At 59.5% G+C, this 13,605-nt stretch carries 12 protein-coding genes; 8 read left to right on the top strand and 4 right to left on the bottom strand.

Annotation, left to right across the window (positions count from 1 at the left end; translation table 11 throughout):
• Window positions 1-216 precede the first annotated feature (216 nt).
• The 8 genes from C4901_RS11060 to C4901_RS17315 all read left to right on the top strand — a co-directional run bounded on the left by C4901_RS11060 (window position 217) and on the right by C4901_RS17315 (window position 6,396).
• On the top strand, window positions 217-675 hold the full coding sequence (locus C4901_RS11060; RefSeq protein WP_110137377.1) for a hypothetical protein: 459 nt from the start codon (window positions 217-219) through the stop codon (window positions 673-675).
• Window positions 676-697: 22 nt separating this feature from the next.
• The gene (locus C4901_RS11055) at window positions 698-889 is read left to right on the top strand and encodes a hypothetical protein (RefSeq protein ID WP_110137376.1); all 192 of its coding nucleotides are present in this window, start codon (window positions 698-700) and stop codon (window positions 887-889) included.
• A gap of 77 nt (window positions 890-966) precedes the next feature.
• Window positions 967-1,368 carry a hypothetical protein gene (locus C4901_RS11050; RefSeq protein ID WP_110137375.1) on the top strand — a complete coding sequence of 134 codons (402 nt, stop codon included), beginning with the start codon at window positions 967-969 and terminating at the stop codon, window positions 1,366-1,368.
• A complete protein-coding gene (locus tag C4901_RS11045; RefSeq protein WP_110137374.1) occupies window positions 1,365-3,389 on the top strand; it encodes a type IV secretory system conjugative DNA transfer family protein in 2,025 nt (674 codons plus the stop codon). Before C4901_RS11050 ends, C4901_RS11045 begins: the two co-directional genes overlap by 4 nt.
• A 78-nt stretch (window positions 3,390-3,467) precedes the next feature.
• Window positions 3,468-3,674, top strand: a complete 207-nt coding sequence (locus C4901_RS11040) for a hypothetical protein (protein WP_110137373.1) — start codon at window positions 3,468-3,470, stop codon at window positions 3,672-3,674.
• Window positions 3,675-3,677: 3 nt separating this feature from the next.
• Window positions 3,678-3,854, top strand: a complete 177-nt coding sequence (locus C4901_RS17725) for a hypothetical protein (protein WP_168185688.1) — start codon at window positions 3,678-3,680, stop codon at window positions 3,852-3,854.
• Entirely contained in the window at window positions 3,851-4,735 is an 885-nt protein-coding gene (locus C4901_RS11035; protein ID WP_110137372.1) for a phosphatidylserine/phosphatidylglycerophosphate/cardiolipin synthase family protein, read from the top strand. The genes C4901_RS17725 and C4901_RS11035 overlap by 4 nt, the downstream gene beginning before the upstream one ends.
• 377 nt (window positions 4,736-5,112) lie before the next feature.
• Window positions 5,113-6,396 (top strand): hypothetical protein, encoded by a 1,284-nt coding sequence (locus C4901_RS17315; protein ID WP_145960701.1) that lies wholly within the window; start codon window positions 5,113-5,115, stop codon window positions 6,394-6,396.
• Window positions 6,397-6,527: 131 nt separating this feature from the next.
• Here C4901_RS17315 and C4901_RS17310 read toward each other — a convergent pair whose 3' ends face one another.
• The 4 genes from C4901_RS17310 to C4901_RS11010 are packed head-to-tail and all read right to left on the bottom strand — an operon-like array spanning window position 6,528 to window position 13,525.
• Window positions 6,528-7,418, bottom strand: coding sequence for a hypothetical protein (locus tag C4901_RS17310; RefSeq protein WP_145960700.1), 891 nt, complete (start codon window positions 7,416-7,418; stop codon window positions 6,528-6,530).
• Window positions 7,419-7,422: 4 nt separating this feature from the next.
• A complete protein-coding gene (locus C4901_RS11020; RefSeq protein WP_110138625.1) occupies window positions 7,423-8,628 on the bottom strand; it encodes a GIY-YIG nuclease family protein in 1,206 nt (401 codons plus the stop codon).
• Between the two features lie 2 nt (window positions 8,629-8,630).
• Window positions 8,631-10,745, bottom strand: a complete 2,115-nt coding sequence (locus C4901_RS11015) for a DEAD/DEAH box helicase (protein WP_110137369.1) — start codon at window positions 10,743-10,745, stop codon at window positions 8,631-8,633.
• Entirely contained in the window at window positions 10,742-13,525 is a 2,784-nt protein-coding gene (locus C4901_RS11010) for a DNA methyltransferase (protein WP_110137368.1), read from the bottom strand. Before C4901_RS11010 ends, C4901_RS11015 begins: the two co-directional genes overlap by 4 nt.
• Window positions 13,526-13,605 lie beyond the last annotated feature (80 nt).

Here is a 13,605-nt window from a genome sequence, read left to right as displayed (position 1 = left end):
GGCTGTTCTTCATTCCTCGTCTCCGTGGTCCTGCCAGCCTCACCCGTCGCCCCGTGCCGCTTGCGCGCGCGACTCCCTCACAAGCTCCGCGCCACCCCGCCCAAAGCGAGCGGGGTGTCACGGCGCTTGCCGGTCGTAAGCCCGCGCGCTGACGCGGCCAGAAGTGAGGGCGACGGGTGACGCAAGACGCAGGACCACACAAACAGGAGCCGAAACATGAATACGAACAGCCGCAAGCAGGACGCCAGAACCGAGGGTTCAGGGCTCAACAATCCGCAGGGGGTGGACCCGACCCTTCAGGCCCTACAGGATCTGGCCCCCTATATGGCGCGCGGGCAGTGGCACACGCTCTGGAGAGGGTGCCAGCGTGGGGAGGAGCAAGCCCACTTCCGGCAGCTGGTCCAGGACTGGGCGGCACGGATTGCGGCCATGCCCAAGACCTACGATCAGGACGGCTTGGGCTTGCGCGCGGTTGCCCACCTGCACTACTTCACGCCGGCCTTCGATTTTTACATCACCGAGAAGGACCGATCGGGCGGCACCCGGCAGGCCTTTGGTCTGGCCTGCGCCCACGAACGCGAGATCGGGTACATCAACATCCGCCAGCTCGTGGAGGCCGGGGCCGAACTGGACCTGTACTGGACCCCCAAAACCTTGGCCGAGATCGGGAGGTAACCATGCACAGACCTATACAGACATGCTCGCCCAGGTCGCCCCGGGCGTCGACCCGCGCCACATCCTGGCGCTTCTTCAGTCCCATGACGGGCATTGCAACCTCGACGACCTGAACCCCGAGCAGGCGGCCTTTTGTATCGCCATGGCGAAGGCCTGCGTTCAGGTATTCGGGGCGGATCTGGTGGAAGGGATCGCGCGCGAGCGCGGGATCTAGAGGCCCACACGGGCGGCCGGCCGATTTCCGCGCCGGCCGCTTACGGCAGACGCGCACATTGAAGGAGAAACACTCACATGAAGGCGACAGAGAACAAGACCGAGCAAACCATTCCACCCCAGCGCCCGGCAGTCGTTTGGCAGGACATCATCATCGCAGGCTGCCGGCACCTGATCGATGCCGCCGGCGATGACGCCGACGGACTTGCCCGCGTCATTTATGACGCCTTGCATGAGATCCCCGATTACGGGTCCGTGATCGCGCTCACCGCCCTGGGGACACTGGCGGCCTGGATGACCGATCGCGAGGCCCTCGCCGTCCTCACGGACTGGCAGGAGCGGGCCCAGATCCGGGTTCTGATCGACGATCACACCCGGTGCTGCCCGGAGTGCGGGCAGAACCGGCCGGACTGGGCCGCGATCGAGGCGGTGCGCGCCCATCAGCCACGCGGCCGGCAAGGTCAGGAGGAGAACGCATGATCAACGACCCGAACAACTTCAATGGACGCCTGGAGCTCACGATCGGCGGGGCGGTCGTGGGTTTCCTCGGCGGCTGGATCGGCGGCTTGCAACTCATGCTGTGGTCACAAGGTATGCCACCGGCCTCCTTGCGGCGGATCTGGGCGTGGGTCGCGCAATTGGGGCTCGTCATCCATGGCTGGGGGTGGCGGGGATATTGGCCACCCGCGGCCGCCGCTCTAGGGGCCACCGCCTTAGCCGGCGCCCTCTGGTGGCTCATGACGGTGCCGGCCGAACGCCATGTCCGGGGCTTTGTCCTGCACCGCACGCCAAAACGCATCGCGCGTCTTGTGGCACCTCACAAAAACGAGCCGCCGGGTGTTCGTATTCATCCGGATATTCTCATCGACCAACACGCGGAATGCCGCCATCTCCTCATTGTGGGCGGCGCCGGATCCGGCAAGACCACGATCCTCTGGCCGCTCATCCAGCAGGTGCAGGCCCGCGGCGACCAGATGCTGATCTTTGACTCGAAGGGCGACTTCACCGAAAAGCTCCCCGCGCCCTTTGCCTTGCTGTCACCCACCGACGCCCGCGGCGGCCGCTGGCGCGTGGGACACGATATCCGCACGCGGCTTGATGCCCAGGCCTTGGCGGAAACACTCATCAAAGAAAACGAGAAGGATCCCATGTGGTCGCAGGGCTCCCGCGCCTTGCTGGTCGGGCTTGTGAGCGACCTCCAAGCCCGCTACGGGACCAAATGGGGCATGGCGCATCTGGCGCACGCCGCGGCCGCGGCCCTGGGCGACTTTGCGACTTTAAAGGCCATCATCGGCCGCGAGGATCCCCTGTCGCTGTCCTTGCTGGGCGGGGACGAGGCGGAGGGGCCCAACCGGACCACCATGGGCTTTTTGGTGCAGCTGGCGGCGGCGTTGACGCAGGTCATCAACTTAGGCGTGGCCGCCTATGATCTGAAGACCAACCCCGAATGGTCGGTGCGCTCATGGCTCGCCGGCCGCCAGCCCCCTGTTGCGGTTCTCGGGTTTCGGGACTCCGCGCGGTCCTTGAGCCAGGCCTTCGCCTCCAGCCTGATCGAGCAGACCGTGCGCCAGGTCTCGGACATGCCCGATGCCGCGCCCGACCAGCGCCGCATTTGGCTCATCGTGGACGAGGCCCCGCGGGTCGGCAAGGTCCCCAGCATTACGGACGCCTTGGCCACGGCGCGATCCAAAGGCCTGCGCGTGGTCCTCGGGATCCAGTCGCTGGCGCAGGTCCGCGAGACCTATACGCGCGACACCGCCACCACCTGGGCAGGCCAGACGGCCACGAAGATCATCTGCCAGACGACCGCCCCCGACGACCAGGAGTGGTGCGCGAAACTCTTGGGAGACCGGGAAGTGGACCGCTTCCAGCATCAGGTCGCGACCCAGACCGGCCGTGACGGTGGCCAGCACAACCAGTCCTGGCAACGGGTGCGCGAACCCGTCTTGATGCCTGCGGCCTTTGGTCGGGATCTGAAGGTGATCAAAGGCCGCGGTCCGCGCGCGCTGTTGATGGCAGGCGGCGAGGCCGCGATCCTCGATTGGCCGTTTCCGGCCCTCCAAACCCATCGCCCGGATCGCATCGAGGCGCACTGGATTCAACCCCACTACCAGCGCCCGGACTGGGGCAAGACCCCGCCCGAGGTGGGGAAACCCTCCGCGTCTGCGCCCGGCGCGCCGCACTCGAAGAAGAAGCCGGAAAAGGGGCCACAAGCGCAGGCCATTACGACGCCCAATGTCGATCCCGATCGCCCCCCGCACAACGTGGCGGCCGTCACGCGTGATGCGGGTCTGGCCGATCCCATCCCAGACCTCGTGCTCGACCACCTAGCCCCAGGTTTGGGCCTGCTCGCCAAAATCCTGGGCCCGATCGAAGCGGCGGGCAGCGGGCCGCCAGCCCCTGCCCAGGCTGTTACGGCCCGGCCACCGGCGCCCGAAGTGTCAGGCCTCGAGGATCTCGACGGAGCAGAGGAGGGGCAAGACGAGGAGCGGGAGCCGTAAGAGGTTGGGAATTTCCGCGGGCGCAGTACTACGTAACGCCACTTATTCCGGTGGATAACCTATAGGGAGTAAATCGCTATGACGCAGGATGATCGCAGCAACCTCACCGAGGAGCAGGAGGCCTATTTCGTCGAACTTGGTTGGTACAGCCGCGAGCTGTTCGCCGCAGCCCTTGCAGCCTTCACGCGCGGCGATGAGCCCGAGGGCCGGCGCCTTTCCCAGGAAGACCAGCGCCTGAAACGCGCGGCCGATGATGATTGGGGTACGCGCCAGGGGGAGGGGTAGACCATGTTTTTTATTATTGCCTTTGCCATCATCTGGGCCTTCTTTGGGTTCAATCATGCCTTCGAGGCGGCGTTTGCCCTGGGTCTTCTGGCCGTCATCTTTGGCCTGGGGGCCGCGCCGGGGATCATCATGGACAAAACCATCAAGGATATTCAGAAAAACCGGAAGAACAACTCATGACGCTATACATCGAACCACACGCCGGCGTCGGGCCCGTAATCGCCTTTATCCAACAGGCACGCGGCACGCTTGATATCAACGCCTACCTCGCCACCGATCGGCGCATTATCCAGGCCATCGCGCAAGATGTTCGTCGCGGAATCCGCGTCCGCATCTTGATCGACCGACGCCCCTACGGCGGCCGACCGCGCGGCGAAATGGCGAGCCTCCGGGCGACCGGGGCGCAGGTGCGTTATGCGTCGGCGCGCTTTACCAGCCATTCGGCCGGCAATGCACAGCGGTATGTCTTCGATCACGCGAAATATATGGTGAGCGGATCGTCTTTTGAACTTGGCACCGCGAATCTCACCTGGTCGGCATTAGGAGGGCGGAACCGCGAATACCTCGATATTGCCCGTCAGCCCACCGTGGCGCACGCTCTGCAGGGCGTGTTCACCGCGGATTGGCACAATCGCCCCGCACGAAACGCTCCGCGCCAAACCCTGGTCCTGTCGCCGGGGGCAACACCGGCGCTGGTGGCGGCCATTCACCAACCGGGCGCAGTCTGTATCGAGTCCGAGGAACTGGGCAAAGACCGAGCTATCCTCAATGCGTTACGGGCCAAGGGCGCGCAGGCCCGAGTGCTACTGCCAACGACTTTGAATCGATATGACCGGCGCATAGCCCAAGGGCTCGCTGCGGACGGCGTGCGCGTCCGCACTCTTGTCGCCCCCTACCTGCACGCCAAATTGATTGTGGGACGGACCAAGGCCTTCCTGGGATCCGAAAACTTCACCTGGACCAGCCTTAATCGTAATCGCGAGGTCGGGATCTTCCTGGGCAATTCCGCCGCGGCCCGCCTCGATCGCCAATGCCGGCGGGATTGGTCGGTGGCACGGTGACGATGCCTGCACCTGTCCGGGTCGCTGGGTTCGAAATTGAGATACTATGGGCTTGTCCCGTGCCGTTTCTGACTGTTCAGGAATCTCTGGTATTATGAGCATAATAAGGACGATGCCTGCACCTGTCCGGGTCGCTGGGTTCGAAATTGAGATACTATGGGCTTGTCCCGTGCCGTTTCTGACTGTTCAGGAATCTCTGGTATTATGAGCATAATAAGTTGCACTGCCTCGTGGGCCTACCCAAGCGAGCGGGGGCTGGGGTTGGGCGTAGAAATTACTGTGATCATAAATGCCATATTCTCATTGCAGCGAAACGGATGATCCTAATGGAAAGCTCGTGCCCGCCCGCAATTACGCCAAAGTACCAGACTAGTAAGGTGAACGAGGAGATCCCTCTATACGAAGGCCGTATGACACTTGCAAGAGGTAGCGGTGCCGTAGACGGCACGGGACAGCTGAAATGGGTATGGCATCCTGATCCGATAGTGCGGTTTGAGTGGCGCCCCGATCCAACCCAGATTTTTCACCCGCTACCTGGCAACTATGACGTTCGCATAAGCGGTTACCAGGACAGTACAGGGATCTTGGTGGGGTCATTTGTGGATTCCAATCGAACGTTGTGTATCTGGGGTTTTCTGACTGGTCCTATTCGCGAATGGCAGCCTGACGCAAAGATCGCAAAACTCCGGTTCCATGTGCCAAATTATCATAACTACATGGGCGCGCCCATCGCGTACCCAGACGGGAAAGGGTGCCCAGGGCGTCTGACATTTCTCACCGAAGATTGGCGGATTACACTGGATCAAGCCGAAGAGTGGGGACATCCAAGTAATTTTGAGGGCCTGCATGGCCGGGCGCGCCTGGAGGCAGGGCATGCTATCAGCCACGCTGGGCTTCTGGAAAAGGCGGACGGTGCCCCGTTTTGCTGGGCGGATTCCAAAAGTGTTTTGGAGGATTTCAGGTTATTCTTGTCATTTTCTTTAGGGCGGTGGACCGCGCCCATTCTCTTTGTTGGCACGGATGTGGGCGGTAAGGAGGCGTGTCAATGGGATTCCGCGCGGATAGATCGCTGTAACGATCGCTATTCATGGCTACCCCAGTACCCACATAGTGTTCAGCCCGATATGACCATGGCGTGGCAGGGGTTTAGTGCCCTTGCGGAGGCTTGGAACGATAGGCTTGCTGTTTGTCTTGAATGGTATCTGCAAGCCAGCAGGACTGACGTTCCCGCCACTGGTATCGTATTTGCGCAGGCAGCCCTGGAACTACTGTTTTATCTCGTTATTGTAGAGCCGGCAACGCTACGGAATGTCGAGAATAAGCTTGTGTTTTCAGACACCCTGCGCCTGCTGCTCCATCATTGTAAGATCGGATCCGACATCCCGGGCGGCCTTGTCAATTTGATGGCCGTGGCCAAACAGTCAAATTGGATTGACGGACCACACGCTATTAACGAAGTGCGCAATAGCATCATGCACGGCAGCAAGGTCGACAAGTTGATCAAGTCCGACACTCTTGTGCTCAATGACATACGACAGCTGGGGCTTTGGTACATAGAGCTTATTTTGCTTTACCAAATGGGGTACGTGGGCCAAATTGTCGACAGAAGAATTGGCGGGAATGGACGCGTGATTTCTCCCCCCTGGGCCCCTGGTAGGTAGGCAGCGCCATAGCTGGGGGCCTCGTAGGATCTTATGATAAACGCCACTGTAGCGGGAATTACAATAAGGTACATACCTAGGCGGCCATCATCGAGGGGCGTTACCGCGAGGCCCGGGGCCTCTATCGGAATTCAAAGCCCCGCATGGGGCGCCTCATAAAGCGGTCCGCATTCGCCGTGTATGTTGCGATCGAGCTGTATGGCCACTTCCAAACCTGGAAGTGGCTCCGTATACCAAGGATGCATAGGTATTTTTCCATCGCTGAAACGCGTCATCGGCTCGTGGCCTTGGAACTTTTTGTCATCGGGATCATGAATCGATCCCGTACGCGTCAATAAGGAGAGCGAGGAATGGTAGATGTTGCCTTCAATGTCCTCGTATTGGAGATGGATCGCAGAAACATTGTTGCATAGGTCCGCCACAAACCCCCGAATGGAACTCGATTCGCCACCCAACCGTTTTTGTTCCCCTGACGGCGGTACATTGACGCTTGTAAATTCGTAGGTAAACATCCAGGGTGTTACGGACGGAATGATGACCGGCGCTACGGGTATGAGTTCCGTCCAAACCCACATATGTCCGTCCGCTGTCGGCAAATGCGCCGATCCCAAACAGAGGCGAACATTGCAGGCTGGGCCGGTGCCCCCGTTCACAATCCAGGCTCGAAAGAGGAGAGGGGCGTCCGTGTCTTGGTGGTCCGTAATCTCTTTCCCGTCTTTCTTCTGATAGAAATACGCTTTGGGTGCTACCCCGTATCGTGCCAGATGTGCTCGGTCCGGCGCCGGTTCACAATAACACAGTGGCTTAATGCGGCGCCGCTCGGTCGCTATGGCTTGGCGATTGAGCACAAAGGAGAAGTAGGCCATGCCGAGAGTGCCGGTGGCCACGAGGGCATTTATAGCGTTGGAAAGAGAATCAGCAATCCACAATAAGATGAAGACCGTCCCCAGGCCGCCTCCGAGATAAAGACGGGTTCGGTGAGCCTTCCAGTCTGTATTTTTGGGTGCGTTCCCGCGAATCATAATGTCAACGCTCCGTAACAGTTGTTGATGCGACCAATCGCGCACTCTTTGGATCGTAGATGACCTCAGTAATGGAGCCATCACGAATGCGCGCGACCGCTTCGTCGATAACCGGGAGCGGTACAAGAAACCACTCCCGTGGGCGCACCGGATTTCCGAACCGGTCCTGGATGGTCAGGTCGAGCTGTGCCGCAGCAAAAATACGGTGGAAGAGGGCCTCCAGCTTCGAGCGATTGATCCCGGAGAGCTTGTAGCTGGCGACCACTTCCACGTCGGCAAGCAGGTAGGTGGCATCGTGCGCGGCGTGCGCGATACGGGTCTCCACCTTGCCGCCGGTGACGCCGATCTTGTGAATCAATTCGCGATGTTCGGCGATGAAAGGGTGAGCGGAGAGGCTGCGCAGTACATAGATCGTGCCGCTTTCAATGTCGTCTGCTTCCCATATCTCGCTGAACACCGGGCCGGGGTCGGGTTCCGGTGTCACCCGTCGCCCGGTGTCGTCCTTATAAAGAGCACGCTGTAGCGATCTGCGCAGGAGATTGCTCTCGGTGCCGTTGGCATAGATCACCCGCAAACGGGCATCATTTTTGCCGATAGAGGTCTTGATGGGATCGCCCACGTCGGCGACGTAGACGAGTTGGCCGGCCAGAATAAAGAAATCCCCTTCGAGGATGTTGGCCCCCTCCTTGCCGAAAGGCAATGTCTGGCGCGCGCCGGTCTTTAGGTTGCTTTGAACTTGGGCGAATAGGGGCTTGAAGCGCGCGAAATCCTGACAGGGCGTGCGGTCTGCGACCTCGTCTGCGACGCGCCGATCCTCTTGGGAGCGGACATGCTTGAGGACCGTAATATCCCCTTCGTCCGAGGCGGCGACGCCCAGCTCAGTAAGCAGCGCGTCGTCATCGAGCGCCCCAACCGGGGGTGCCCCATGGCCCGGTACGGGCGCCAAAAGGCCGTGAATGTCCCGGGCCGCCAGAAGCTCGTGCGCCTCCGGCAGGGCGCGAAGGCGCTCAAGGCGCACCGCATACAGGCGTTCGAAGATATCGCGCGCTTCCCCGTGCTGCGGCGCGCGTTTGTGTGTTTCGTAGAACCGCAGGATGTCTTCGAACCCGGCGATGAGGCGCTCCTCGCGGGGCGTATACCGCCCCGCCGGAGCCGGGGAGGCATCGACACCCAGGGCATCGAGCAGTTCGTCATCGGATAAGTCAGGCATCATTACCCCCCCCCAGGCTCCGCAGCGGCCTTTTGCTGGGCGCGAAAACGCGCCAACGCCGCAACGCCTTCGGCCATGCGCCGCTCCCAGGCATCCTGTGCCTGGATGTGCGGCGGTCGCCCTCGTTCCTGCTTGAATTGGAGCGCGCGTTGCGCCAGCTCCCGAGCCTCGTCATAAGGGATGGCGACACGCTTAGCGGCGATCGTGGTCTGCACCTGGCGGAGCGTCTTCTCATCCATGGCCTTGGCGAGGACGGCATAGGCCGCCTCGAAAGGATTGATGCGGTCAATAAGATCGATGTCGAGGTCGCGTACGTTCACAAACCGTCGCACGCCTTGAATCAGGGCCATGCTGCCTTTGTCCTCAGAACCGGCGGCGCCGGCGAGGGCCATCTGTTGCTTGGCCTGCTGGGTAATATTCAAAGTCGCCACCGCATGCTGACGGACCGCCTCCTGATCCGCCTCACTCAACTCCGGATAGCGCTCGCGCACGATCTTACCCATGCGCAACTGCGTCAATTCCTCGGGCAGCGTGTTCTCCTGGTCAAAGAGGCCGCGCTCCAAAGCGGATTTGTCTTGTACGAATGCCGTGATGACCTCGTTTAGGTCCTCGCGGCAGATACGGGTGGCCTCTGGGCTTTTGGGCATCGTAAGCCCCCCGATCTCGACATGGTACTGACCGGTGGACTCATTGACCCCGACATTGGTGCCGCCGGCTACATACCCATCCGGCCCGTAGTCAAAGTCCGCCTGAGGGCCGGCATTCTTCGGCGTAAACTCAAAGCGCGGCGCCAAGACCTGCTCCATCAAGAGGCTGGCGGCAATGGCCTTGAGGGTATCGTTGATGGCCTCGACTACGGCGGCCTCGGCGGCGTCGGGTTCGGCGATCAGATTGGTAAAGCGGGCCCTCTCCTTGCCGGGCGCATCGCGGGTGGCGCGGCCGATGATCTGGACGATCTCGGTCAAGCTACTGCGGTAGCCGATGGTCAAGGCATGCTCGCACCAGATCCAGTCAAACCCTTCCTTGGCCATGCCGAGCGCGATAATGATATCCACGTGGTCCCGGTTCCCCCGCTGCCGTGGATCCTTCAAGGCAGCCAGCACCTGGGAGCGCTTGGCGGGGTCCCCATCGTCCACGAGGTCTGCCACCTTGATGATGCCCCCGCCTTGGTCTGCCGGCCGCTCGATGTGGTGAAACCCGGTCACTGGATCCACTCCCTTCCAGGTGCCGAGGGCGTCCATGATTTCCTCGACCTCCTTATGCTTGTCTTTTAGGCTCTCGCGCGAGTTCACGTTCGGGATATGCACGATAGTCTTCAGGGACGGATCGAGCACCTTCATGATCGCGTCCAGATAGCGGCCCGTGTAGAAGAAGTAGCCGATATCGAGTGATTTGAGGTACTGGTAGCCGTTGAGCTGCTCGTAGTAGGTGTAGGTGACGGTCTCAAAGCGCGCCTCATCGGGCGGCGCCAGCACCGCCGCCGCATCGCCCCGGAAGTAGGAGCCCGTCATCGCCACGATATGCGCCTGGTCGCGGGCCATAAATTGTCCCAACTGGCTGCCCAGTCGATTGTCCGGGTGGCTGCTGATGTGATGAAACTCATCCACCGCGATCAGCCGACCATCAAAGGCCTCCACACCGAGATCGTCGACGGCAAAGCGGAAGGTCGCGTGGGTGCAGACCAGAAGGGGGTCGTTGCTTGCCAGGAATTCACCTACGGCCCGGACCTTGGAGCGGGCGAACCGGGTTTCATCGGCGCCCGGGGCATTGCACAGGTTCCATTGGGGTTTTACGACCCAGTCCCAAAAAAACCCGCTCTGACTCAGGGGTTCATCGGAGAAGCTCCCGCCGATCGCGCGCTCGGGCACGACGATGATGGCTTGCTTCAGTCCCTGGTTGTGCAGCTTGTCGAGCGCAATGAACATCAAGGCACGGGACTTCCCCGACGCCGGGGGCGACTTGATAAGGAGGTATTGTTCACCGCGCTTGGCATAGGCGCGCTCCTGCATCGGCCGCATGCCGAGCGCATTGGTCTTGCTTGAAGCGCCGCTGCGATGGGTCGCAATCGACACCGACGGGACCGTGTATTGGTTAGTGGGGTTGTCCGTGGCGGTCATGAGACAGTCTTCCTGGTCGTTTGAGTGGCCCCTCGGCCCCCCGTCATCTTGGCATATAGATCAAACAATTTCTCCAAGCGTTCGGTATCGTTACGGAAGCGGCGGCCGATGTAAATGCGTTCGAGCACTTCGTCATTGCGCTCATGGGCACGACGCAGGTTCTCCGGCATCTGGTCTGGGTCGTAGAGATCGGCAATGGTGGCCGGGAAATGCGCCTCGCGGGCCAGCAGAATATCTTCCGCACAACGGGTGAGGTCAGTCTTGTTTTGTTCGGTCAGCAGCGGCACGGGGAAGGTGTTCCAGCCGAGGGTGTTGGAGTAGGAGAAATCCGTTCTCATCCTAACGCAAACCGTACCAATCCAGACCCAATGGAGGCGGGAAGCGATAAGGGCCATGTTCCAGAGAGGGGCGTCGTACATGGCAAAAGCTTTCTCTTGTATGATGCAATTAGGCTCCAACAAACCCACTGGCAAAAATGGTCTATTTTCGGAACTGACTCGCGGAACTATCAAAACATATTGTTTGGCTGTAATCTGTTCGCGGAATCTATAAGGGGTTTCCGCAAGTTTTTGAGCGGTGATGTCTTTTGATGCTGCACGCCGGGCTTTGGTCACATCGGCCAATTTCATAGCAATAGACGGGATGGCTATAGCCTGGTCCACTTCGTTGTCCTGTATCCAGAGGCAAGAGCGCGGTGCAGAATTAATAAACTCTTTGGAGCCATATAGTGGCCGAATGAAACGGGCCGCGTCCGGTGATCTATGTATCATTCGTCGGGCTTCGTCATTCGAAAAGATCAAGGCTGCTCCGTAATACGGATGACTACCGAATTGCATTGCAACCAAGTCTTGCATAGGCCCTGAACGTGGCTGTACTTCAATATTCGGCGCTGCCACCAAATAAGCATTTATATTCCCAACGTCCCTCACCGCAGAGCCGCCATCCTCATTGGCTGAAAAGAGACGCCTTGTATTATTGGATTCGCAGGATATACCCACGATTACTACAGTAACGCCCGCATTGTAGCTTGCCAAATTGGCCCATTTGAACGAAGTATACGCGAATGCGATTTTATTACGTGTCGCAAAAATCAGTGGCCAAAGAATCGGAACTTGCTGTCCTTGACATATAGAGTTAGTGGATACAAAGGCTGTTGCCGTTTTGGTCCTTGTGCCATAGTCGGCAGCTTTCATGAACCAAGCGGCCACATAATCTAAAGATCTCCATCCCTTTGTCAGTCCATCAAAAACTTTGAACATGTCTGCCTTCTGTGCATCCGTTTGCCACTTGCTACCTCTATATGGCGGATTGCCACAGATGTACGTCTCACCACCCTCGTTCTCAAAATCAATCTCGGCTTGATCAAGGGGTGTCTGAAATAAATCATCAGAAACCACTCTGACACCGCTACCTGTAGGCGGGCAGATACTGAGCCAATCCAGTTGCAGCGCATTGCCACAAGTAATCCAGTTCTGGGCGTCCAGCGGCAGGAATTCGGTAAGTGCGAGTCTCTGGCCGCGATAAAGCACATCACACTGGTACTCCGCAATAACGAGTGCCAGGCGGGCAATCTCGGCTGCGAAATCGCGTAACTCAATCCCGCGGAAGTTGGTGAGCGGGATCGTTGTGCGCAGATCGGGTTCACCGCGTCGCCGGTTGATCTCCGCTTCAATAGCGCGCATCTCTTTGTAGGCAATTACCAGAAAGTTGCCCGATCCGCAGGCGGGGTCAAATACACGGATTTTCGCCAAGCGTTTGCGCAAGTTAAGCAGCTGGCGCGGGTTGTTGCCTGCTGTGGCGAGTTGTGCGCGCAGGTCGTCAAGAAAGAGCGGGTTCAGAACCTTCAGGATATTGGGGACGCTGGTGTAGTGCATGCCCAGGGCGTCGCGCTCGTTCTCATCTGCCACGGCCTGAATCATCGAGCCGAAGATGTCGGGATTGATCTGCGCCCAGTTGAGTTGTTGGCCGGCGTGCAGCAAGTAGACGCGGGCTATTCGCGAGAAGCGGGGTACGTCGGTATTGCCGGAAAACAGCCCCCCGTTGACGTAGGGGAATTCCGTGGTCCAGCGGGGTAGCCCTACAGACATCCGCTCGGCATGTTTGATGTTCATTGCCCGAAACAATGTGCCAAGCACTTCGTGGGTGTTGCTGCCATCACGCTCGGCCATCTGCTCAATAGTATGGGTAAACAGCTTGCCACCGGGGAAGATATCCGTATCCTCCGCAAAGAAGCAGAAGATGAGACGCGCCATGAAGTGATTCATATCGTGACGACGCGCTTCGGTCGCCCACTCGGGGTTATCCTTCAGCAACTCCACATAGAGCTTATTGAGCCGTCCGGTCGCTCGCACATCGATCGGGTTGTCCTTGATCTCCTTGATGGTAGAGATGCCGGCTAGCGGCAGGAAAAAGCCGAAGTACTGGGGGAAATCGGGATAGGCCGACGCGATGGTTTCGCCACTGGTGAGGTCTTCTGCCTCCAATGTCTGGCCATCGGTGGCCAAGATGAACTTGGCCTTAGCGGAGATAGTCTTGGGGCTCTCGCGCAGCGCCTTTAACGTGGCGTTTACGGTGCCTGTTTCACAGGTCGCCAGATGGATATTGTTGCGTTGGAGCACGCCGCTTGCCACGTCAGAGGCGTTGGTTTCACCCTTACGCAATCGGGTGATGGTGGTTTCCTTATTGCCGAAGGCCTTTAGAAAGGCGAACGAAAACTCCTCCCTGTCAAAAGGCTGAAGCGCTAACTCGGATACTGCCGCTTCAATTTCTACGACATTCATGGTCCATTTGGCCTATTGTGTGGCACGGCCCCGCGTCGGCGCGCCTGGATATTCTCTGCAAGTGAGTATACAAGGTTCAT

It is taken from the genome of Acidiferrobacter sp. SPIII_3 (assembly GCF_003184265.1).
Classification (GTDB): Bacteria; Pseudomonadota; Gammaproteobacteria; order Acidiferrobacterales; family Acidiferrobacteraceae; genus Acidiferrobacter.
This window is presented reverse-complemented; position numbering and strand designations above follow the sequence as displayed.